Annotated in this window: 11 protein-coding genes; 2 read left to right on the forward strand and 9 right to left on the reverse strand. The window is 73.0% G+C overall.

Going from position 1 to position 23,930, the window contains the following annotated elements; all coding sequences use genetic code 11:
- On the reverse strand, nucleotides 1–2,824 hold a 2,824-nt coding region (locus tag D7Y15_RS32340), incomplete at its 3' end, for an amino acid adenylation domain-containing protein (protein ID WP_121754985.1).
- On the reverse strand, nucleotides 2,821–11,478 hold the full coding sequence (locus tag D7Y15_RS32345) for a non-ribosomal peptide synthetase (protein ID WP_158629160.1): 8,658 nt from the start codon (nucleotides 11,476–11,478) through the stop codon (nucleotides 2,821–2,823). The genes D7Y15_RS32345 and D7Y15_RS32340, both read right to left, overlap by 4 nt.
- A 184-nt stretch (nucleotides 11,479–11,662) precedes the next feature.
- Between D7Y15_RS32345 and D7Y15_RS32350 the strand changes: the two genes are divergently transcribed.
- Nucleotides 11,663–12,736: a cupin-like domain-containing protein gene (locus D7Y15_RS32350; protein ID WP_158629161.1), complete on the forward strand. Its 1,074-nt coding sequence runs from the start codon at nucleotides 11,663–11,665 to the stop codon at nucleotides 12,734–12,736.
- Nucleotides 12,737–12,812: 76 nt separating this feature from the next.
- Here D7Y15_RS32350 and D7Y15_RS32355 read toward each other — a convergent pair whose 3' ends face one another.
- The 4 genes from D7Y15_RS32355 to D7Y15_RS32370 form a co-directional block, all read right to left on the reverse strand.
- A complete protein-coding gene (locus D7Y15_RS32355; RefSeq protein WP_121754987.1) occupies nucleotides 12,813–15,404 on the reverse strand; it encodes a DUF5916 domain-containing protein in 2,592 nt (863 codons plus the stop codon).
- Between the two features lie 11 nt (nucleotides 15,405–15,415).
- Nucleotides 15,416–16,513, reverse strand: coding sequence for an ABC transporter permease (locus D7Y15_RS32360; RefSeq protein ID WP_233597185.1), 1,098 nt, complete (start codon nucleotides 16,511–16,513; stop codon nucleotides 15,416–15,418).
- Complete coding sequence (locus D7Y15_RS32365; protein WP_233597186.1) at nucleotides 16,506–17,378, reverse strand: ABC transporter ATP-binding protein; 873 nt, start codon at nucleotides 17,376–17,378, stop codon at nucleotides 16,506–16,508. The genes D7Y15_RS32360 and D7Y15_RS32365 overlap by 8 nt, the downstream gene beginning before the upstream one ends.
- Before the next feature lie 108 nt (nucleotides 17,379–17,486).
- Entirely contained in the window at nucleotides 17,487–18,344 is an 858-nt protein-coding gene (locus D7Y15_RS32370; protein WP_121754988.1) for a bifunctional 2-polyprenyl-6-hydroxyphenol methylase/3-demethylubiquinol 3-O-methyltransferase UbiG, read from the reverse strand.
- A gap of 46 nt (nucleotides 18,345–18,390) precedes the next feature.
- Here D7Y15_RS32370 and D7Y15_RS32375 point away from each other — a divergent pair, with 46 nt between their 5' ends.
- Entirely contained in the window at nucleotides 18,391–19,146 is a 756-nt protein-coding gene (locus D7Y15_RS32375) for a thioesterase II family protein (RefSeq protein WP_121754989.1), read from the forward strand.
- Between the two features lie 4 nt (nucleotides 19,147–19,150).
- Here D7Y15_RS32375 and D7Y15_RS32380 read toward each other — a convergent pair whose 3' ends face one another.
- The 3 genes from D7Y15_RS32380 to D7Y15_RS32390 all read right to left on the reverse strand — a co-directional run.
- On the reverse strand, nucleotides 19,151–21,520 hold the full coding sequence (locus D7Y15_RS32380) for a M20/M25/M40 family metallo-hydrolase (protein ID WP_121754990.1): 2,370 nt from the start codon (nucleotides 21,518–21,520) through the stop codon (nucleotides 19,151–19,153).
- Nucleotides 21,521–21,530: 10 nt separating this feature from the next.
- Nucleotides 21,531–22,790 (reverse strand): ATP-grasp domain-containing protein, encoded by a 1,260-nt coding sequence (locus tag D7Y15_RS32385; RefSeq protein WP_121754991.1) that lies wholly within the window; start codon nucleotides 22,788–22,790, stop codon nucleotides 21,531–21,533.
- On the reverse strand, nucleotides 22,790–23,930 hold a 1,141-nt coding region (locus D7Y15_RS32390), incomplete at its 5' end, for a cysteine synthase family protein (RefSeq protein ID WP_368667414.1). The genes D7Y15_RS32390 and D7Y15_RS32385, both read right to left, overlap by 1 nt.

Below are 23,930 nucleotides of genomic sequence, written 5' to 3' on the forward strand. Positions count from 1 at the left end.
GGCCGCGCGGGGGCGGCTCCAGCGGGAGCAGGCGCGGGTCCAGCGCGGGGGGCTCGGGTTCCACGGCCTGCTCGCGCGCGAGCACCACCACGTCCTGGATGGCGGGGTGCTGACGGAGCGCCGCTTCAATCTCGCCCAGCTCCACGCGGACGCCGCGGATCTTCACCTGGTGGTCGCCGCGCCCCAGGAACTCCAGCTCGCCGTCCGGCAGCTGGCGGGCCAGGTCGCCGGTGCGGAACAGGCGCGAGCCCGGAGGGCCGAAGGGGTCCGGCACGAAGCGCTCCGCGCTCAGGTCCGGCCGCAGGAAGTAGCCCCGCGCCAGGCCCGGTCCGCCCAGGTACACCTCGCCGGGCGCGCCCGGGGGGACGGGCTGTCCGCGCACGTCCAGCACGTGCATCTTCATGTTGCCCAGCGGCTGGCCCAGCGGCACCGCCTTGCGCGCCATGCCGGGCGCGCAGGTGAACCACGTGGCGTCGATGGACACCTCCGTCTGGCCGTAGAAGTTGAAGAGCGTCGCGGAGGAGTGCTCCGCCAGCCGGTCCACCAGGTCCGTCGTCAGCGCCTCGCCTCCGCAGACCACCGTGCGCAGCGCGCGGCAGTCCGCCATGCGGGGCTCCTCCAGCACCACGCGCAGCAGCGACGGCACCACGTTCATCTGCGTGACGCCGCGCCGGGCCATGAGGTCCGCGATGTAGCGGCTGTCCTGGTGCGCGCCGTCGCGCACCATCACCGCGCGGGTCCCCGCGAGCAGCGCGCGGAAGAACTCCCAGATGGAGGCGTCGAAGCCGAACGAGGCCACCTGGAGGACGCGGTCCTCCGGCCCGATGGGCAGCGCGTGCTGTTCCCAGAGCATCCGGTTGGCGATGCCCGCGTGGGAGATCATCACGCCCTTGGGCACGCCGGTGGAGCCGGAGGTGTGCACCACGTAGGCCAGTTGCTCCAGGTGGACGGTCCGCGCGGGAGGCGTCTGGGGCAGGCCTTCCTGTCGCCACGCGCCGGGCTCCAGGCGCGCCTCCGGCGGCACCGGCAGCTTGACCGCGAGCGAGGCGGGCGCGAGCACATAGCGGGCGCGGCACTCCGCGACCATCAGGGCCAGCCGCTGCGTGGGGGCTCCGGCGTCCATCGGCACGAAGGCGCCGCCGGCCTTCATGACCGCGAGCATCGCCACCAGCACCTCCGTCGAGCGGGGCAGGCACAACGCCACGCGCTCCTCGGGCTCCAGGCCGGATGCGAGCAGCAGGTGCGCGAGCCGGTTGGCCCGGCGCTCCAGCTCCGCGTACGTGAGGAGGTCGTCCTCGCACTCCACCGCGATGGCCTCCGGCGTGCGCCGTGCCTGCTCCTCGAAGAGGACGTGCAGGGCGCGCGGAGACAGCGGCACCGCGGGCGGGTGGAAGGACGCCAGCGCCTGTTGGCGGCCGGCCGCGTCCAGCAGCGGCAGCGCGGAGAGGTGGCGCAGCGGATCCGCCGCGATGCCGTCCAGCAGGCGCTCGTAGGCCCGCGCCAGCCGGTCCGCGGTGGAGGCGTCGAAGAGGTCCGTGTTGTATTCGAGCCAGCCCGTCAGCGCGCCCGACGTCTCGACCAGCGTGAGGGTGAGCTCGAACTTGGCGGTGTCCGTCTCCAGGTCCAGGTTCGTCAGCGTGAGCCCCGGGAGCGCCAGCGGCTGGAGCGGCGCGTTCTGGAGGACGAACATCGTCTGGAAGAGCGGCGAGCGGCTCAGGTCCCGCTTCACGCGCAGGTCCATCACCAGCTTCTCGAAGGGGACGTCCTGGTGGGCGAAGCCGCCCAGGGCCGTCTCGCGCACGCGGCCCACCAGGTCCGTGAAGCGCGGGTCGCCGGAGAGGTTCGTGCGCAGGGGCAGCGTGTTGACGAAGAAGCCGATGAGGCCCTCGGTCTCCGCGCGGTTGCGGTTGGCGATGGGCGTACCGACGACGAGGTCGTCCTGTCGCGTGTAGCGCTGGAGCAGCACCAGCCACGCGGCCATCAGGGTCATGAACAGCGTGGCCCCCTCCTGACGGGACAGGACGTTCAGCGCGGCGGTGACGGCCGGGGACACGCCCAGGGGCAGCTGCGTGCCGCGGAAGGTCTGGGCCGGAGGACGCGGCCGGTCCGTGGGCAGGCCCAGCGCGGTGGGCGCGTCCGCCAGGTGCGCGCGCCAGTACGCGAGCTGCTCCTCCAGCACGTCGCCCTGGAGCCAGTCGCGCTGCCAGCGGGCGAAGTCGGAGTACTGCACCGTGAGCGGCGGGAGCGGCGAGGGCGCGCCCTGGAGGAAGGCCGCGTACAGCGCGGCCAGCTCGCGCACGAACACGCCAATGGACCAGCCGTCGGAGACGATGTGGTGCATCGACAGCAGCAGGATGTGCTCGGCGTCCGACAGGCGCAGCAGCTTCCAGCGGATCAACGGACCGCGCTCCAGGTCGAAGGGCGCGGCCACGTCCTCGGCGGTCAGCTCCCGCACCCGGCGCGCGGTCTCCCGCGCGTCCATCCCGCCCAGGTCCACCACGTGCAGCGGTAGTTCGGGCGCGGGCCCCACGACCTGCACGGCCTCGCCCTCGCGGGCCTGGAAGGTCGTGCGCAGGGATTCGTGGCGCTGGACGATCTCCTGGAAGCTCTTCTCCAGGGCGCCGCGTTCCAGCGTTCCGCTGAGGCGCACGGCGAAGGGGATGCCGTAGTGGTGGCTGCCCGGCTCCAGCCGATCCAGGAACCACAGCCGCTGCTGGGCGAAGGAGGGCGGCAAGGCCCGGGGCTTCGCCGCGCGCTGCTGGATGAGGGCCCGGGCGCGGGCGCGCTTCTCCTCCAACGCGGAGGACTGCTTCTCGTCACTCATGATTCGATTTCTCCGCTTTCGAGCTCAGCGATGAGTGCGTCCAGCTCCGCCTCGGACAGCCCATCCACCCGGGGCAGCGCCTCATCTGGCGCGCGCGCCGTGAGGAGGGGCTGCTTCCGGACTTCCGCCTGCCGTGAGACGACCTGCGCGAGCGCGGCCACGGTGCGCGCCTCGAAGGCGCTGCGCAGGGGCACGTCCACGCCGAAGGATTCGCGCACGCGCGAGATGACCTGGGTGGCGAGCAGCGAGTTGCCGCCCAGCTCGAAGAAGTCGTCGTGGACGCCCACCCGGGGAGCCCCGAGCAGCTCCGTCCAGATGTCCGCCAGCCGCTGCTCCGTGGCGTCGCGAGGGGCCACACCGTCCGCGCGGGGCGTGGCGTCCGGCGCGGGCAGCGCGCGACGGTCCACCTTCCCGTTGAGGGTGAGCGGGAGCGCGTCCAGGAACAGGATGGCGGACGGGACCAGGGACTCCGGCAGCCGGCGGCGCAGGTGGGCCTTGAGGTCGCCTTCCGTGCACGCCTGTCCCGGCGCCACCACCGCGTGGAGCACCAGCCGCTTGCCGCCGGGCCCCTCCTCGCGGACCGTCGCGATGGCCTGCCGCACGGCGGGGTGCTCCAGCGCGAGCGACTCCACCTCTCCCAGTTCGAGGCGCAGGCCGCGCAGCTTCACCTGCGTGTCGGCGCGGCCCAGGAACTCGAGCGCCCCGTCCGGCAGGAAGCGGACCCGGTCGCCGGTGCGGTAGATGCGGGCGCCGTCGCGCGCGTCGAAGGGGTGGGGCACGAAGGCGCGCGCGGTGAGCTCCGGACGGTTCAGGTAGCCGCGCGCGAGCCCCAGGCCGCCCAACCACAGCTCGCCAGGGACGCCCACGGGGACGGGTTGCTGGCGCGCGTCCAGGACGTAGGCCTGGGTGTTCGCGATGGGGCGCCCGATGGGCGGGTTCACGGCGCCCGCGGAGACGGGCCCGCTGGTGGCGACGACCGTGCACTCCGTGGGGCCGTAGTGGTTGATCAACTGGAACGGTGTGCCTTCGGGCGCGCCCCGGTGCAGCCGGTCTCCGCCGGTGAGCAGCGTCCGCAGCGCCGCGTTCGCGGGCCACGGCTGCGTGAGCACCGCCTCCGCGAGCGGCGTGGGCAGGAAGCAGCGGGTGATGCGCTCATCGGTGAGCCACGCGACGAGCCGCGAGGGCACGCCGCGCACCTCGTCCTCCACGATGTGGAGGCTGGCGCCCGCAGTGAGGGTGGGCCACAGCTCCCACACCGCGGCGTCGAACGCGGGCCCGGCGGCCTGGGTCGTGCGGTCCTCCGGCGTCAGCGCGTAGGTCCGCTGATGCCAGTCCACCAGGTGGGCCAGTCCCGCGTGCTCCAGCTCCACGCCCTTGGGGCGGCCGGTGGAGCCCGACGTGTAGATGACGTACGCCAGGTGGCGCGGACCCGTGAGCTCCGGCGGGGCGTGCGCGGGCGCACCGGTGGCGCCGAAGCCGTCCTCCGCGAGCAGACACCGGCAGTCCGGTGGAAGCGCCAGCGCGGCGGTGTTCCGCGAGGCCAGGAGCACCGGCGCGCGGACGTCCTCCAGGATGGACTGGAGCCGCTCCGGAGGCGCGGAAGGGTCCAACGGAACGTAGGCGCCGCCCGCCTTGAGCACGCCCAGCGCCGCTGCGACGAACGCGGTCGAACGCTCCAGGCAGAGCGCCACGGGCACGTCAGGCCCCACGCCCAGGCCGCGCAGGTGCCAGGCCAGCCGGTTCGCGCGGGCTTCGAGCTGGCCGTAGGTGAGCGCCTCACCCGCGAAGGCCACCGCGAGCGCGTCCGGCGTGCGCTCCGCCCAGGTCCCGAAGCGCGCGTGCACGGGGACGTGGGATGGCGGCGCCACCGGGCGCGGGTTCCACCCGTGGAGCAGCGTGTGCCGCTCCTCCGCCGTCATCAGGGACAGGTCGCCCACGCGGCCGTCGGGATCCGCCGCGATGCTGGACAGCAGCTCCTGGAAGTGCCCCGCGAGGCGCGCGATGGAGGCCGCGTCGAAGAGGTCCGCGTCGTATTCGAAGCGCGCGGTCAGCCCGCCGTCCTCGCCGCGCTCCATCGCGAGGTCCAGGTCGAACTTCGCCGGAGCGGATTCGGACTCCAGGAGCGTCAGGCGCAGCCCCTGGAGGGCGCGGGAGGGCAGGGGCGCGTCCTGGTAGGAGAACGCGACCTGGAAGAGCGGCGTGCGGCCCAGGTCGCGCTCCACCGCGAGCGCTTCGACCAGCTTCTCGAAGGGCACGTCCTGGTGCTCGTGCGCCGCGAGCACGGACTCGCGCACCCGGCCCAGCAGCTGGCGGAAGGAGGGGTTGCCAGAGGCGTCCGTGCGCAGGGGCAGCGTGTTGACGAAGAAGCCGATGAGCCCTTCGGTCTCCACGCGCGTGCGGTTGGACAGCGGGCAGCCCACGACGAGGTCGTCCTGGCCCGTGTAGCGCAGCAGCAGCGTCTGGAACGCCGCCAGCAGCGTCATGAACGGCGTGGCGCCTTCGCGCCGGCCCAGCTCCGCGAGTCCACCGGCGAGCGCCGCCGGGAGATGGACCGCGTGACGGCCGCCCGCGAGTGTCCGCACCGCGGGCCGGGGCCGGTCCGTGGGCAGCTCCAGGACGCCGGGGGCGCCCGCCAGCCGCTGCTTCCAGTGCGCGAGCTGCCGCTCCAGCACGCCGTCCGCCAGCCACTCCCGCTGCCACAGCGCGAAGTCGATGTACTGGAGCGGCAGCGGCGCGAGCGCCGGAGGGACGCCCGTGGAGAACGCCGCGTACAGCGCGCCCAGCTCCCGCAGCAGCACGGCGACGGACTCGCCATCCGCGACGATGTGGTGGAGCGTCAGCAGCAGCACGTGCTCGTCAGGGCCCAGCCGCAGCAGCCGCCCGCGCAGCAGGGGACCTTGGGCGAGCGGGAACGGAGCGCGGGCCTCATGCTTCGCGAGCCGGTGCACCTCCGCGTCGCGCGCCTCCGGGGACAGGCTGCCCAGGTCCACTTCGGGCAGTTCGAAGGGGACGTGCGCATGGACGCGCTGAGCGGCGCGGCCCTGGTGCTGGGAGAAGGTGGTGCGCAGCGCCTCGTGGCGGCGGACCACTTCATCCAGGCCTCGGCGCAGCGCCGCGACATCCAGCGGACCCTGGAGGCGCACCGCCGCGGGCAGGTGGTAGCGCGCGTCGCCGGGCTCCAACTGGTCCAGGAACCACAGCCGCTCCTGCGCGTAGGACAGCGGCGCTTCCGGCGCGCGGTCCGTCCGGTGCGTCAGCGTGGGTCCTCGCGCCGGAGCGCGCACGCCCCCGTCGATGCGCGCGGCGAGCGAGGCCACCGTGGGCGCCTCGAACAGCGTGCGCAGGGGCAGCTCCACCCCGAACACCTCGCGCACTCGAGCGAGCAGCCGCGCGGCCAGCAGCGAGTGGCCGCCCATCGCGAACCAGTCCTCGTGCAGGCCCACGGCCCCGCCGAGCAGCTCCGCCCAGAGGCCCGCGAGCGACTGCTCCGTGGCGGTGCGTGGCGCCGCGTCCTCCGGGGACGTGGAGCGCTCCAGCTCGGGCGCGGGCAGGGCCTGACGGTCCACCTTGCCCGTGGGGGTCAGCGGCAGCGCGGGCAGGAGCACGAAGGCCGCGGGGCACATCACCTCCGGCAGCTCGCGGCGCACGTGCTCGCGCAGCGCGGCTCCGGCGAGCGCCGCGTCCGGCGCGGCGACGACGTAGGCGACGAGGCGCTTGCCCGCGGGAGGCTCGTCGCGCACCGCGACCACGCACTGCCGCACGTCCGGGTGACGCTGGAGGACGGATTCAATCTCCCCCAGTTCGATGCGGAAGCCGCGCAGCTTCACCTGATGGTCGAGCCGGCCCAGGAACTGGAGCTCGCCCTCCGGCAACAGGCGCGCGAGGTCTCCGGTCCGGTACAGGCGCGCGCCGGGGACCGCGCTGAAGGGATCCGGCACGAAGGCACGGGCGGTGAGGTCGGGGCGGTCCAGGTAGCCCCGAGCCACGCCCGGCCCGCCGATGCACAGCTCGCCCGCGACCCCCAGCGGCTGGGGCCGCAGCTCCGCGTCGAGCACGTGCACGCGCACGCCGTCCAGCGGCCGGCCGATGGTGGGCAGGCCGGACGCCACGTCCCCGGGCTCGACCGGGGCGAAGGTGGCGGCCACGGTGCCTTCGGTGGGACCGTAGAGGTTGGTGACGCGGAAGGGAGTGCGCGTGGAGGGCCGCCGGTGCAGGCGGTCACCGCCGGTGGTCAGCTCGCGCAGCGCGAGCGACTGGGGCCACGCCTGTCCGAGCACGCCCTCCGCCAGGGCCGTGGTGAGGAAGGTGTGGGTGATGCGCTCGGCGGCCAGCCACGCGACGAGCCGCTCCGGCATGGCGCGCACGTCATCGCCGGGCAGGTGCAGGCTGGCGCCCGCGATGAGGGCGGGCCACACCTCCAGCACGGAAGCGTCGAAGACCGGCGTGGACAGGTGCGTGGCCCGCGCCGAGGGCGACAGCCCGAAGGTCCGCTGGTACCAGCCCGCGAAGTGGGCCAGTCCGCCGTGCGTGAGCTGCACTCCCTTGGGCCGCCCGGTGGAGCCGGACGTATAGATGACGTAGGCGAGGTGATCCTCGTCGGGCGTGACGTCCAGCGAGGTGTCCGGCACGTCGTGGGCCGCGGCCGTCACGTAGTCCAGCACCCGCGCGGACGCAGGCAGAAGTGAGCGCAGCTCCGGCGTCGTGAGCACCACCGCCGCGCCCACGTCCTCCAGCAGTGCTTCCAACCGCGCCCGCGGTGCATCCGGATCCAGCGGCACGTACGCGCCGCCCGCCTTGAGGACGCCCAGCAGCGCCAGCACCTGCTCGGGCGAGCGGTGCATCAGCACGCCGACGCGCACGTCCGGACCGACGCCCAGCTGGCGCAGCCTTCGCGCGAGCACGCGGGCCTGGCGCTCCAGCATTCCGTACGTCCACTGTCGCCCGTCCGATGCGATGGCCAGCGTGTCGGGCGCGAGCGCGGCGTGGGACGCGATGGCGTGGTGAACGGGGGTGAAGGACGCGGGCGCCAGAGCCCCCGCGCTGAACGTGCGCACGCGCTCCTGCTCCGAGTCTGGCAGCAGCGGTAGGGCCGACACGCGCTGGTCCGCGTCCGCCGCGATGCCCGCGAGCAGGCACGTGAAGCGCGCCACCATGCGCCCGGCGGTGTCCGCGTCGAAGAGGTCCGTGTCGTAGCGGAGCGCGCCGTCCAACCCGCTCGGCGCATCCGCCATCTGGAGCGCGAGGTCGAACTGCGCGGTGCCCAGCTCCACGGGCACGCTCTCCGCCTCCAGACCCGCGAAGCGCACGCGCACGCCAGGAAGGCCCAGCACCAGCGGGGTGAGCTCCTCGCGCCGGTGCGGCTGCTCCCATGCGAACACCGCCTGGAACAACGGAGACCGGCTCGCGTCGCGCGGACGCCGCAGCCGTTCCACGAGGAGGGGGAAGGGGAACTCCTGGTGCTCCAGCGCCTCCAGCACCGTGCGCCGGACCCGGCCCAGGTGCTCGCGGAAGGACGGGTCCCCGGACAGGTCCGCCACCAGCGCCACGGGATTGACGTGGTAGCCGACGACGTCCTCCAGCCCCGCGCGCGTGCGCCCCGCCGCGGGCGAGCCGACCGCGAAGCGCTCCTGTCCCGCATGTCGGGCGAGGAGGACCTGCCACGCGGCGAGCAGCAGCGAGAACAGCGTCGTGCCCTCTTCACGCGCCAGCGCGCGCAGCCGCCGCGTCAGGTCCGCATCCAGCCGGAAGGTGCACGCGGCGCCCCGGAACGCGCGCACCGGGGGACGGGCGCGGTCGGTGGGCAGCTCCAGGGCGTCCGGCACGCCGTCCAGCCGCTGGCGCCAGTACGCGAACAGCCGCTCGCCCTCGGGGCCCTCCAGGAACGGGCGCTGCCAGCGGGCGAAGTCCGACGGCCGCAGGGCCGGAGCGGGGGACGCGGAGTCCCGTCCCTCCTTCAACGCGGGGTAGAGCCCGTGCAGCTCCTCCGCGAGCAGCGCCAGCGACCACAGGTCCAGGATGAGGTGGTGCGCCGCGAGCAGCAGCACCTGTCCGCCGCCAGCGTGGGCGTACAGCGAGGCGCGCAAGAGCGGCCCCTGCTCCAGCGAGAACGGGCGTGACGCGTCCGCCGCCAGCGCGCGCCGCAGCGGAGCGTCCTCCAGCGGAAGCGAGGTCGCGTCCTCCAGGAGCCCTCCGCCCCTGGCCGCGTCCGCCCTCTGCACCAGCTCACCGCGCTTCAGGTGGAGCGTGGTGCGCGGGGCCGCGTCCGCCCGCTGCACGAGCTCACCGTGCTCCAGGTGGAGCGTGGTGCGCGGGGCCGCGTCCGCCCGCTGCACGAGCTCACCGTGCTCCAGGTGGAGCGTGGTGCGCGGGGCCGCGTCCGCCCGCTGCACGAACTCACCGTGCTCCAGATGGAACGTGGTGCGCGGGGCCGGGTGCACCTGCTGCACGAGCTCACCCGCGTGCTCCAGGTGGAAGGTGGTGCGCAGGGCCGGGTGCCGCGCCACCAGCCGCGCCAGCGCTTCGCGCAGCGTGGGCACGTCCGCGGGCGTGTGGAAGCGCACCGCGAAGGCGAGGTGGTTCGCGGTGCTGTCCGGCGCCAGGCGCTGTGCCAGCCAGAGCGCCTTCTGTCCCTCGGACACCGGGTGGCGTCCCAGCGCGTCCCCCGACGCCGTGGGCGCGAGCGGCCGCTGTCCCAGCGAGCCCACCAGCTCCCGTGCCAGGGCCCGCAGGCTCACCGCGTCCATCAGCCGCGCCAGGGACGTGTCCGTGCCCAGCCACGCGTCCAGGTCGCTCTTGAGCTCCACCGTCGCCAGCGAGTCCAGCCCCAGGCTGATGAGCGTCCGCTCCGCGTCGACGTGCGCGCGCGGAAGGCGCAGCCTCGCCGCCACCGCGTCCACCAGCGACGCCTCCAGCAGCGCCGCGCGCTCCGGCTCCGGGAGCGCGAGCAGCTGCTCCGGACGCAGCGTGGGCACGGGCGGAACGGAGGCCTGGAGCGTGCTCTGGCCCAGCACCTCCAGCTCCCCGGCGAGCCACGCCTGCCGGCACGCGTACCGCTGCACCTTGCCGCTGGACGTCTTCGGCAGGGAGCCCCCCTGGATGAGCACCACGTCATGGGCCTGGGCGTCGTGCGCCAGCGCCACGGCCTCGCGGATGCTCCGGGCCAGCGCCTCCAGGTCCGTGCCGGCGTGGCGCGCGTCCACCTCCTGCACGATGACCAGCCGCTCCTCGCCCTCCAGCTCCACGGAGAACGCCGCGGTGCAGCCCGGCCGCAGCGCGGCGTGCACGCGCACCGTGGTGGACTCCACGTCCTGCGGGTACAGGTTGCGCCCGCGCAGGATGATGAGGTCCTTGATGCGCCCGGTGACGAACAGCTCGCCGCCGCGCAGCACGCCCAGGTCGCCGGTGCGCAGGTAGCGCGCGTCGTCCGAGCCCCCGCCCTCCACCCGCGCGTGGAAGACGCGCGCGCTCTCCTCCGGCCGCTCCCAATAGCCCTGGCCCACGCTGGCGCCCGCCACCCAGATTTCGCCCTCCTCGCCGGGCGCGCACTCGCGGGCGGTGCGCGCGTCCACCAGCCGCACCGTGTTCCCCTCCAGCACCCGGCCAGAGCCCACCAGGTTCACGCCGTCCGTCACCGGCGCGGTGCCCAGCGCGTGCCCGGTGACGATGAGCGTCGACTCGGCCAGCCCGTAGCAGGGGTAGAAGGCCTCCCTGCGGAAGCCCTGCGGCGCGAAGGCTTCGTGGAAGCGCTCCAGCGTCTCCGGCCGGATGGGCTCCGCGCCGTTGAAGGCCACCTTCCAGCGGCTCAGGTCCAGCGTCGCGCGCTCCTCGGCGCTGACCTTCCGGACGCACAGGTCGTAGGCGAAGTTGGGCCCGCCGCTCGTCGTGGCCCCGTAGCGCGACACCGCCTGCAGCCAGCGGAAGGGGCGCTGCAGGAACGCGATGGGCGACATCAGCACGACGGGGAAGCCGCCGTAGAGCGGCTGGAGCAGCCCGCCGATGAGCCCCATGTCGTGGTACGGCGGCAGCCAGATGACGCCCCGGCTGTCGCGCGAGTGGCCGAACGCGCGGTGGATGAGCGCCAGGTTCGCCAGCAGGTTGCGATGCGTCAGCATCACGCCCTTGGGGCTGCCCGTGGAGCCGGACGTGTACTGGAGGAACGCCAGCGCGTCCCCCGTGACGCCCGGGTCCTTCCATCCGTCCTCCAGCCCCGGCGCCAGCGCGTCCGTGGCCACCCAGGTGAGCCCCGCCAGCTCCGGCGCCTGCTCGAAGAGCATCCCGGCCATGCCGTGGATCATCTCCGTGGTGAGCACGAAGCGCGCCCGCGCGTCGCGCACCATCGCCTCCAGGCGCGGCAGGCTGCGGTTGAGGCGCGTCACGTCCGGCGGATACGCCGGCACCGCCACCACGCCCGCGTACAGGCACCCGAAGAAGGCCGTCAGGTATTCGTTGCCCGGCGGGAACAGCAACAGCGCCCGCTCCCCCCGCGCCCCGTTCGCCTGGAGCCAGGCGCCAATGGCACGCGCCTGCCGGTCGAACTCGCCATAGGTGAGCGCCGCTTCTTCTGATTCACCATCCACCAGGAAGGTGTAGCCCTGATGTCCTGGCGCTTCCGTGGCACGAATGCGCAGGAGTTCAATCAGGCTGGCCGGCGACATGTCGTTGGGCTCCAGGCGATGTATGGCTTGGAAAACACCATTCATGTGTCACGGCCAAGTCGTGTATGTCAAATCTTGCATTGATATGCTTGAAGCCTGTAAATTCCTTGAGAACTGGTTGTTTTCAGCCCAAAGACAACCATGCGGGTCGCAATCCCAACACCGGGTCCCTCTAGGAGAGCGGATGTACGAGAACATCGAGCGCATCAAGGCCCCTACTCGCGAAGTCTTCCTCGACGAGTACGTGCGGAAGCAGAAGCCCGTCATCATCACGAACCTGTTCGAGGGGCAGCCCATCAGCCGGCTGTCCAGCCTGGACATCGCCCGCAAGGAGCTGGGGGACATGCCCGTCGTGGTGCAGGAGGGCCACGAGGAATACTTCACCCGCATGCTGTCGATGCTCATCTCGAAGGACTTCACCTTCTCCGACATCGGGAAGAACCAGAGCACGGTGAACGGCTACCTGGAGATGGTGGCAAAGGACCCTGACAGCCGTCTGGTCTGCGCGGAGGTCCCCCGGTCGATGATCCAGAAGGTGGAGGCTGGATACACCATCCCCGAGTACTGTCAGCCGGACCCGGGGGAACCCGACGAGTACATGTCGATGCTGTGGTTGGGTAACACGGGCAACTTCACCCACATGCACTTCGACGCGGACTACAAGAACATCTTCCAGTACCAGCTCTGGGGGGAGAAACGCGTGGTGCTGGTGCCGCCCACGTCGTCGCGGAAGATCCTGCCCATGCGTAACAACAGCGCGCTCAGCCCGGAAGGACTCAGCCAGGAGGAGAACGACAACTTCGTGCGTTACGTGGGGGGTTATCAGGCGGTGGTGCGCACCGGCGAGACGCTCTTCATGCCCGCCCTGATGTGGCACTACTTCGAGTACATGGACACCAGCATGGCGCTGACCATGCGCTTCCGCCGCAACCGGTACCTGCGCTTCCTGGCGGACAACTTCCACACCGACTACCGCCTCCAGCACATCGCCTGGAAGCTGGCGAACGAGCGGGGCGTGGACGAGCAGGGCCGCCAGGCCTTCGCGCGGCTGGAGGCGGAGTTCCTCAAGCCCATGGACAACCCCGTGGAGAAGGCCAACCACCTCCAGCGGGTGGTCAATGACATCTACGCCAGCTTCTGCACGGACGGCCTGAAGGGAGACCTGAGCCGTCCCTTCCTGGAAGAGATTCGCGGGGCCATCCGGAGCATGGATGTCCTGGCGGGTTCCCTGTATTCAGACGAACGCCCCACGGCTTGAGTTGGCTTTGAGGGCTGGCGCCCGCCCAATCCCTTGCATCGGCGGGGGATGGGGTGGGCGCCGGACCTGATACGTCTCAAAGCCCCCACTGGTGGGACCACTTCAACAACCAGGTGTCCGTGGTGGCGCCGTCCAGCAATTGGTTGGGCGCCAGGCGGGTCACCTGGGTGGTGCCCGGCGTGGTGGGCAGCTCCGTCTGGGCGCGCGAGTAGACGAAGTACAGCGTGGAACCCAGCCGGTACTCCCAACGCAGCACGGCGTTGAGGTTGAGCGCGGACTCGTGGAAGTCCGGGTCCAGCGCGGTCGTGGTGGGCGTCAGCCGCGCGAGCGGCAGCCGGCCGTTCGCGTCCGGGGTTCCTTCGAAGAAGGGGCCGTAGCGGCCGTACGCGGAGAAGAACTGCGCGTACGCCTGGAGCGTGAGCCGCGGGGTGAGCACCAGCAGCTGGCGCAGCGTGAAGGACACGGCGCGCGGGTGCAGCTGGCCGAACACGAGCCGGCCGTCCTCGTCCCCCACGTAGCGGGGCCCGTCCAGGTTGGTCAGCAGCTCACTGGTCAGCTGCGTCTCCAGGCGCGGCGTGGGGCGCCACGTCATCGTCACCGCGCCGCCGCCGCCCGTCTTGGAGGGCAGGGGCGCCGGGGCGGAGATGCGGCCCACGTAGCCGTCCAACTGGAAGGAGAGGGCGCGGTTCTTGTCCGTGGAGCCCGCGCACGCCGCGTACCGGTACGGCGGGCGCTCGTAGGGGATGCCGGTGAGGGGAATCTCGCGGATGTCGCTGCGCCCGGTCAGCTGGCCCAGCTCGCACTCCACGGCGTGGAAGCCGGGCAGCGTGGCCAGCGCGCCCACCGTGAGCTTGTGGCTGAGGCGGATGCCGCGCCCGTCCGTGGTCCAGCTGCTGATGCCCTGCACGGAGGAGGAGAAGTCCAGCAGGGGCCCGAAGCCGGTGGGCCGCACGAAGGACACCCGGCCAGACGCCTCCTGGAGGTTCTGGGTCGGCTGGTAGCCCGTGGTGCTCAGCTCCAGGCGCGGCGACAGGTACTCGTAGCCCACGTCGAAGCGGAAGGGCTCACCGCCCTGCTTGCCGCCGCTCACGTAGGTGCCCAGGCCCAGATCCCCCGGGCGCAGGAGCGTGCCGTCGCGCAAGGCACGCCCCGCCTCCGGGCCTCCCGCCACGCGCGAGCCGGTGAGCTGGCCGCGCACGCCCCAGGCGCCGTCCGTGCTGCGCACGTCCCAGTCCAGCGCCGCCGCGTTCCCGCCGGCCACCCGGCACGCGTCGCGCTCGGCGGGGTCCTGGGGCAGGCCGCCCGCGCACAGGTCCGACAGGGGCGTCGCCGCCGCGAACGTGCCGCCCACGGACACGCCGGTGACGGGCTGCTGCCGCAGCACGACGGTGAGGAAGTTCTGCGCGGCGCCCGCCTGCGTGGGCAGCGCGTTGTTGGGGCCCAGGTGCAGCGGCCGGGACGGGTGGAAGCGGATGCGCCGGTCCGGCGGCGCTTCGCCGTCCTCACCCGTCAGGCCCGTCCGGGGCGCGGAGGGGCCCATCACCACCGCGTCCAGCACGCCCACCTGGAGCGTGTCGGTGAGGTTTCCGGTCAGCTTCACCGCCGCCAGGATGGGCGTCTCCAGGCCGATGCGCCGCGTGTAGAAGAGCGTCTGCGAGGAGTCCCCCACCGGCTGGAAGACGTCCATGCCCTGGAGGAAGAAGGGGCGCTTCTCCGGGAAGAACTGCTCGAAGGTGCTGAGGTTGAGGATGAGCTGATCCGCCTCCACCTGGCCGAAGTCCGGGTTGACCGTGGCGGTGAGCGTCAGGTCGCTGGTGAGCGCCGCGCGCAGGTCCACGCCCACGTCCGCGGACGGGGAGCCCAGCCGGGGCGTGGGCCGCGCCGGGTCCGCGTAGCGGGGGCTCATGCCGAAGCGCGCGGCGACGTAGGGCGTCAGCTGCACGCCGCTGCGGGACGGGATGCGCTCCAGGCCCTCCAGGTGCCCGAAGCGGGACACGAAGGCGTTGTCGTTGCGCGGCAGGAGGGTGGAGTCGATGACCTCCCGCGTGCGGGCCAGCTGCCGGCGCACCGCGAGCCCGAAGGTGTGCGTGGGCGCCTCCGGGAAGCGCAGCAGGTGCAGGGGGATGACCAGCTCCGCGGACCACCCGTCCGGCAGGTCCGCGGCGGCGCCGTCCCACACCGCGTCCCAGTCCTCGGTGAACTTGATGTCCTCGAAGTAGAGGACGTCCCGGAGGATGCCGCCCGCGTTCACCGTGAACGCGTACGCGGTGCGGTGGTCGTGCGCGCTGTCCACCATCACCGTCACGGAGTCCGACTCCGGGGGCCGGTCCCGGCGCCCCAGCTGCCGGTTGATGAGCAGGGGCTGCGAGTCGCGCGCCAGGATGCCGACGTAGAGGTTGTCGTCGTCGTAGAGGACGCGCAGGTCGGTGCGCTCGCTGGGCGCCGCGCCGTTCTTCGGGAAGGTCTGCACGAAGCGGTCGAACAGCGGCGCTTGTGCCCACTCCGCCTCGTCCAGCCGGCCATCCAGTTGGATGGGCTTGAGCGTGCGGCGGGCCTGGATGGCCCCGGATGCGGGCGGTCCTTCCGCGCGCGGCGCTGCGGCCCAGAGCACGGCGAGGAGTCCCAACAGGACGGGCGCCCGGGGGCGCGGACGGGGAACGGGAGGCATGGGGGGAGTGCTCAGGTCCAGCGGAACAGGCGCACGGCCAGGGCGAAGCACGCGGAGCCCCACGTGCCCAGGATGGCCAGGTCCGGCAGCAGCGCGGACAGCGGCGCGCCTTCGTTGATGACGGCGCGCATGCAGGCGTTCATCGCGCTCAGGGGCAGCGCCCGGATGAGCGGCTGGACCGCGTCCGGGAAGTGGCTGGAGGCGAAGAAGATGCCCGCCAGCCCCATCATGGGCACCATCACCATGTTGATGAGGCCCACGGCCGTCTCGCTGGTGCGGGCGCGCGAGGCACACAGGAACGCCAGCCCGCTGAAGGCAAACGTCCCCGCCAGCGCCACCGCCGCCACCGCCGCGAGCGAGCCGTGGATGGGCATGCCGAACGTCACGCGCGCGAAGCCCAGCACGAGCGGCAGGTCCACGCACAGCACGAACACCACCCGCGCCAGCGCGAAGGACAGCAGGTACTCCGGGCGGCGCATGGGCGTGGCCGCGAAGCGCTTGAGCAGCCGGCGCTGCCGGGCCAGGACGATTACGAACGTGATGCCCCACATGCTGCCGGCCATCACGTTCATGCCGACGAGGCCGGGCACCAGCCAGTCCACGTAGCGCGTGCCGGGCGCGCTCACCGCGTCGTCCTTCACGGGGCGCGCGTCGGCGCGGCCCGCGTCGCGCTGGAGCACGTCGTCCACGAAGGTGCGTGTGGCGGGAGACTCCGGGCGGGTGGGGTCGAAGCGGTAGGCCAGCGCGCCCCCGGTCTGCTCCGGAGGCGTCACCTGCAGCGCGAACCGGCCGGTCCGCAGGCCCGCGCCCGCCTCGGAGGCCGGGACGCGCTCGGGCGTGAGGCCCGGGTGGGCGGCCAGGGCCGCGGCGACGCGCTCGGCGCCGGGCCCGTCCACCACCGCCACGCGCGTGCGTGGCGTCACGCCGTGGTTGAACGCGCTGCCCAGCGCCACCGTGAGGAGGATGGGGAAGACGAACGTCCAGAAGAGGGTGCCCGGCTCGCGGATGAACTCCCGCAGCCGGGTGAGCGTCAGGCGCGCCAGCGGCGGCATGCGCCGTCCCCGCGCGGGCCGCGCGCCAGCGACCGCGTCCATGGTGGGCTCAGTCACGCAGGTTCCTCCCCGTCAGGGACACGAAGACGTCCTCCAGCGTGGCGTTGCGCGTGGTCAGCCCGGACAGCTCCGCGCCGCGCTCCGCGATGCGCGCCAGGATGGAGGGCAGCGCCAGGTGGGGCCGCGACACCGACAGCGCCAGGCGGCCCGTGAGCGTGGTGCGCGCGGCCGTCACCCCGGCCACGGACTCGAAGTCCGGCGGGCCCAGCGCGGGCTGCGTGGTGAGCTCCACCACGTGCTCTCCGCCCAGCGACGCGACCAGCTCCGCGGGCGTGCCCACCGCGATGACCTGGCCCTTGTCCACCACCGCCACGCGGTCGCAGAGCTGCTCCGCCTCGTCCATGTAGTGCGTGGTGAAGACCACGGTGCGCCCGCGCGCGCGGAAGGCGGAGATGAGCTGCCAGAGCGCCCGGCGCGACTGTGGATCCAGGCCCGTGGTGGGCTCGTCCATGAAGATGAGCTCCGGGTCGCCCGCCAGGCTGCACGCGATGGACAGCCGCTGCCGCTGGCCGCCGGACAGCCGCACCACCCAGCTGTCGGACTTGTCCGTGAGCTGGAGCAGCGCCAGCAGCTCCTCCGTGTCCGGCCCCTGCGAATAGAAGGACCGGAAGAGCTCCAGCGTCTCGCGCACCGTCAGCTTGTCGGAGAGGAGGTTCTCCTGGAGCACCACGCCAATGCGCTCGCGCAGCGCGTTCCCGGCCTTCTCCCAGGTGCGCCCCAGCACCTCCACCTCGCCGCGGGTGGCCGTCTGGAGTCCCTCGAGGATCTCCAGCGTCGTCGTCTTGCCCGCGCCGTTGGGGCCCAGGAGTCCGAAGCACTCGCCGGTGCGGACCTCCAGGTCGAGGCCCCGAACGGCAGCCACATCACCGAACTCTTTGTGCAGTCCCCGCACACGGATGGAAATCCCCACATGTCTGGAAATAGACAAATTCCAGGATGCGAACAAGGAGGTGCCGGGTAGGCGCGGGGCTCAAGCTGGCTTGATCACCACGAGTCCGAACATCAGCGGGAGGGTGGGCAACTCCTCCGGTGGCCACATGCGGCGGCCCTCTGTTTCGCGCATGCGGGGGAAGAGGCGCGCGCCGTTCGCGTACGGGTACTCGCGGAGGGCCTCCAGGCGCAGGCCCGCGGACAACAGGGCGGTGATGATCTCCCCCAGCCCCCACTGGAACGTGTGGTCCGGATGCGGATTGCGGAAGTCCTTCACGCCCTCTTTGAAGCCCCAGGGCACGAGCGCGTCCTGCGCCTGCGCGACGTAGTCCGTCACGCCAGCGGTCTCCACGTGCACGCCTCCACCATAGGGGTAGTGGAGCCTCCACTGTTCGTCGAGCGTGAGCGCCAGCGGATGGAAGTCGACGACGACGAAGCGGCCTCCCGGCGCGAGCACGCCCGCGAGTCCCCGGGCCCAGGCGCCCAGGTCGGACAGCCAGCACATCGCGCCATAGGAGGAGAAGGCGACGTCGTAGCGCGTGCCCTCCGCGGAGGCGGCGGCGAGCCAGTCGTAGACGTCCTGCCGCACGAAGGTGCCCGGGAGGCCGGACGCCTCGGAGAGCGAGCGCGCGAACGCGACGGCCTCGTCGCTGATGTCCACGCCCGTCACCCGCGCGCCCTTCGCGGCGAAGCTCAGCGTGTCCTGCCCGCTGTTGCACAGGAGGTGCACCAGCGACCGGTCCCGCACGTCCCCCACCAGCTCCCGCTCCTCGGGGAAGAGGGTGCAGTGGCCTTCGCGCAGGGCGCGGGCCTGGTCGCCCTTGTGGCTGTTGTGCGCCGGGGTGGCCTCGTTCCACGAGCGCCGGTTGGCTTCATGCAGGTCTTTGGAGGGAGCCATGGGGCCATGATTCCAGGGGTGCAGGGGGGAAGGGTAGAAGAGAGGGGTGACTTCCTCCTGGTTGCCCCTGCACCGGGCCCGCGCTGGCACCCGCGTGCGCCTGTTCTGCTTCCCGTTCGCGGGCGGTGGCGCGTCCGTGTTCCGGCCCTGGGCCGGCGTGCTGCCGGAGGGCATGGAGTTGGCCGCGGTGCAGCCGCCGGGCCGTGAGGAGCGCCTGGCGGAGCCGCCCTTCACGTCGCTGCACGCGCTGCTGGACGAAATGGACGCGGCGCTGTCGCCCTGGCTGGAGGACCGGCCGTTCGCCTTCTTCGGGCACAGCCTGGGGGCGCTGGTGGCCTTCGAGTGGACGCGGCGCCTGCGCCAGCGGGGCGGGCCCGCGCCGCTGCACCTCTTCGTCTCCGGCGCGCCCGCGCCCGGCCTGCCGCGCACGGGTCCCTTGCTGCACGCGTTGCCGGAGCCGGAGTTCCTCCAGGTGGTGCGCCAGCTGGGCGCGGGGGCCTTCGACGGACTCCCGGACGCGGGGCTCCTGGATGCGTGGGGACCCCTGCTGCGCGCGGACCTCCAACTGGCGGAGAGCGCGGCCCCCGGGCCCGGTGAGCCGGTGGACGTTCCCCTCTCCGCGTTCGGAGGGCTGGATGACGCGGCCGTCTCCCGGGAGGAGCTGGCCGCGTGGCGCGAGCGGACGCGCGGCGCGTTCTCCCAGCACATGCTGCCCGGGGGGCACCTCTTCATCCGCGCTGGCTACCCCGCTGTCATCCAGGTGCTCTGGCGGAAGCTGCGCGGGGCCGTGCCGGGACTCTGAGGCGTCAGTACTCGCCCGTCACGCTCACCAGCGTCTCGTCCGTCACCGCGAAGCCGAAGGGCACCGGCATCGTGTCCTCCGGACGTTGGGCCGCGGGCGCGCCGGGGGCCAGGTCCAGGTCGAAGCGCACGGCGGTCGCGCGGAGTTGGACCTTCGTGCCCTCGGGCACGGTGAGCTCCAGCGGTAGGCCTCCCGGGGGCACGTCCCAGTACTCCAGCAGCCCGCCGCCCGGCACGTCGCGCAGCCGGGCCACGGCGCTCGCGTCCACCGGCTGGCCGGCGATGGTCAGCGCCCGCAGCGGCGTGCCCGCCCCGAACCGGACCTGGAGCAGTGGCGCCCGCTCCACGGACTCCACGTGGAGCACCAGCCGCCGCAGTCCATCCCGCGTCTCGTCTCGCGACACGCGCACGCTGGGGGCCGGCAGGGGCCGGTGGGGCGCGGGCGCCACGCGCACGTCGCGCCAGAAGCGGGGCAGGTAGCTGTCCAGGCGGCGCGTCGGAGCATCCGCGCTCACGAAGCGCGAGGCCCACGCGTCCACCTCGAAGTCGCTGGAGAGCCAGTACGCCTCGCCCCGGTTTGCATCCACGGCGTAGGCGACGCTGCTGGGGCGCGGGTCGCTCGCGTCGAAGCGCTCCCGCACCACGCCCACGCCCAGCAGCACGCACGCCAGCGCGAGCACGGGCAGCGCCACCGTCCGGCCGGGGCGCGCCATCGGTGCGAAGACCTGCGGCCACAGCAGCGCGAGCCAGGGCGCCACCGCCAGCGTCGCCACCGGCGCCATGGCGAGCGTCAGCGCGACGTAGAGGTTGATCACCTGCGGCACCCACAGCATCAGGGCCGGAATGGCGCTCAAGGCCAGCAGCAGCCGGCCCCTCGCGGAGGGCTGCTCCGGCGACCCGCGAAGCCGTCCTCCGAGCGCCAACGCGCCGAAGAGTGCGGGCACCGCGAACAGGTAGCTGAGGCCCGGCGCCACGAATGCGCTGGCCACGCCCAGCACGGCCCACACCGCGAGCGCCCCCGCCACCAACTCCTCCGAGAGCGCTCCTCGCGGGAAGCGCGCTTGGACGCCGGCCCCCGCCACCCGCTCCTCCACGCGTGCCCTGCGCAGGAAGAGTGCCTGGACGCCGACCACCGTCGACAGCGTGAGCGCCAGCAGCCCCGCGATGAAGAGGTCGCCGTGGTAGGCGTCGCCCTGCGGCAGCACGCCCAGCCCCCCGTCGACGCGCAGCACCCCCCACCACGCGGCCTGGACCGCCGCCGCGCCCGCCACCGCCGCCGCGAGCACCGCGCCCGCGCCCCACGTCAGTCCGGACGCGCGCAGCCGGCCACGGCGCAGTCCCATGACGAGCGCCACCACCACCGCGAGCAGCGCCAGCAGCGCGATGGGCGCGGCCCAGGAGGCCGCGTGGTGCACGAGGAAGGGCCCGGCGTTGAAGTAGACGGCGTCCTCCGGAGGCGCCGGCTCCAGCGCGTCGTCGCCCAGGTGCCGCGCGAGCGCGAGCATCACCTCGCCGTGGTGCTGGAGGCTGTCCAGGCCGAAGTGGGCGAGGTCGTCCGTGCGCGCGTGGTAGCGCATGAACCCGTCGAGGAAGCCGAAGTTGAGGCCCGTCTTCCCCCGCTGGAGGAAGACGGTGAAGTCCGTGTCGTTCTGCAGCCGCCGGTACACCTCGTCGAAGAGCGAGCTGGCCTGGGCGGGTGCCCCCGAGCGCGCCAGATGCTGGATGAGCCAGCGGTTGCCGGGGCCCGGCTGGAACATCAGCGAGGGCCCGTGCGAGCCCCGGGCCTCGAAGTTGAGGACCACGGACACCTGCTCCGCCAGCGGGTGATGGAACGCGAACGCCCGCGCCCCCACGAGCCCCGTCTCCTCCGCGTCCGTGAAGAGGAAGAGGACGTCGTTGCGCAGCGGCGGGCCCGTGCGCAGCGCCCGCAGCGTCTCCAGCATCGCCGCCACGCCGGCCCCGTCATCCGAGGCCCCGGGCGACGTGGGCACGGAGTCGTAGTGCGCGACGATGGCGATGACGCCGCGGCTGTCCTGGCCCTTCACGTGGGCAAGCACGTTGTGGACGGTGGCGCCCGGGATGGAGTTCTCCTCCATGTCCGGGTGGATGGCGGCCGTGGCCTGCACCTCCGGTGTGACGCCCAGGCCGCGCACGGTGTCCACCAGGTACTCGCGCACCTCGCGGTGGGCCTGCGAGCCCACGGGGTGCGGCCGGGCCGCGATGCGCGCCAGGTGCTCGCGCGCACGCCCCGCGGAGAACACCTCCGGGGGCGCTGTCGCGGGCAGCGCGGTAGGCGCGGAGGCGAAGTGCAGGGCGAGAGCGGCGGTGAGCGCGGTGAGGACCGCGGCCGCGAGGCTGGCGATGCGGGGGCTCACGCGCGGGCCTTCACGCCGCCGCTTCCGGGGCCACCACGTCGAAGCGGATCCGCCCCAGCGCCTGCGTCACCGCGCGCTCCACGTGGGCGCGGTCTTCGCCGCTCGCGATGACGTGGCCCAGCCGGTCGCCAGAGCTCTCCGGCGGACGCACGGTGACGCCCGGGGCCTTGTCCACGGACACCTCGCGCACGCCGTCCTCCTGGCGTGCGTCCTCCACGCCGTGCACCGCCGCGAGCCGCCCCGCGCCGGACGCGGTGAGGAAGCGGATGGAGGCCGTGGCCTTCTGGCGGGGCGTCAGGTCCACGGGCCGCCCCAGCAACTGCTCCAGCAGCACCGTCAGCAGGTCGATGCCGGTCGCGTGGCGCACCAGCTCCGGAATCATCCCGCCCGCCAGCCGCGGGTTGATTTCGATGACCACCGGGCCCTGGGCGCAGAGGCGGATCTCCGTGTGCGCGGGGCCCAGGTCGAAGCCCACCGCGTCCAGCGCGGCCACCACGGCGCGCTCGAGCGCCTGGCGCTCACCGTCGTCGAGGGGCGCCGGGAAGTCGTGGCCCAGCTCCACGAAGTGGGGCGGGGCGGACAGGTGCTTGCGCGTGACGCCGATGACGCGCGTGTCGCCCCGGGCGAGCGTCACCGTCTCCACGCTGAACTCGGGCCCGGTGAGGAAGCCCTCCACCAGCACCTCGCCGGCCAGCGCCTGGCCGCGCTCGTTCACCCGGCGCGACGCGAGCGACCGGTAGTGCGCGAGCAGCGCCTCGGGCGAATCCACGCGCCGTACGCCGGTGCTGCCGCTCTCCGCGGTGGGCTTCACCACGCAGGGGTAGGTGGCCTCGCGGCTCACCTGGAGCGCCTGGGCCTCGGAGGTGACGAGCCAGAACTCCGGGGTGGGCTGGCCCGCGGCGCTCAGCACCTTCCGGGCCTCGTGCTTCTCATGGCAGATGCGGGCCGCGTCCGGGTGGAGGTAGCGGAAGCCGTACCGGGCGGCCAGCCAGGCCACCAGGGGCACGTAGAACGTGGAGAAGGTCAGGAGCGCGTCCACGCGCGTGCGCGCCGTCAGTGCCCGCACGCAGGCGTCCATCGCCTCCTGGTCGTTCGTGTCCGTCTCCAGCACTTGGAGCCCCGGGCTGCCCGCGAGCTTCGCGAGGAAGGGGTACTTGCCGGGCTGACGGGTGATGAAGGTGACCTGCTGTCCCTGGTCCACCAGCCGCTCCACGGCGAGCTTGCCGGTGCCCGTGGTGTTGCTCTCGATGAAGGCGAAGTGGGCGCGCATCACAGCCCCAGCTCCCGGGTGAGGTCGCCGCTGAGGGTGATGTCGGGCGCGTGGTACGGGACGCCGCCGTCATGGGGCAGCGGCGCGTGGCTCCAGCGCTCGGCCACGTCCACGCCGTAGCGGATGGCGTGCGGGGCCGCGGCGGCGGCGCACTCCGGGCCGGCGATGTGGTGCTTCGCCAGGTAGTCGTCCGAGTAGATGGTCTCCCCGTAGCGGTCGCCCTTGTCCGGGAAGATGCCCACGACGTGGGCGCCCGGGCCGAACTGCTCCGCGAGCCACGAGCCCACGATGTAGACCGCGCCGGACGAGCCGCCCGCGAAGATGCCCTCGCGCCGGGCCAGCTCGCGGCAGCCCTGGAACACCTCGCCGTCGGACAGCCAGTGGGCCTCGTCGATGACGCGGTAGTTGATGTTGCCCGCGATGATGCTGTTGCCGTGGCCGCTCTGGAGACGGGGGCGGTTGGGCTGGTGGAACTGCACGGAGCCCACCGCGTCCACGGCCACCACGCGCACGTGCGGCAGGCGCTGCTTGAGCGCGGCGGCCGTTCCACTGAGGGACCCGCCGCTGCCCACGCTGGCCACCAGCGCGGCGATGTTGCCGCCCAGCGCCTCGGTCAACTCCTGGGCCATGGCGCTGTTGTACGCGCCCGGGTTGCTGGGGCTGTCGTACTGGCGCGGCCAGTAGGCGCCGGGCACGTCGCGCAGCACGTCCCGCAGGCGCTCCAGCCGCGACTGCTGCCAGCCGCCGGTGGGGTGATAGGCGTCCACCACCAGGACCTCCGCGCCCAGCGCCCGCAGCTTGGCGGCGGTGCTCACGTCGATGCGGGGGTCGGTGATGATGATGACCCGGTAGCCCTTGAGGGTGCCCACGCGGGCCAGGCCCTCCGCCATGGTGCCGGAGGAGCTTTCGACGATGGTGCCGCCGGGCTGAAGGTCGCCCCGGGCCTCCGCGTCGGTCACCATCTTGAGCGCGACCCGGTCCTTCATCTGCCCGGGCATGGACAGCTCCAGCTTGCCCCACAGCTGCGCGCGCGGCCGGTTCACGGCGCGGCCACGCAGCGAGACGAGGGGGGTGTTCTTCATCAACTCCAGGACGGACGAGACCTTGAGCATGGCGGAGGACGGGCGGTCAGGGTTGGGG

The sequence above is a fragment of the Corallococcus sp. AB030 genome, assembly GCF_003668965.1.
In the GTDB taxonomy this organism is placed as follows: Bacteria; Myxococcota; Myxococcia; order Myxococcales; family Myxococcaceae; genus Corallococcus; species Corallococcus exiguus.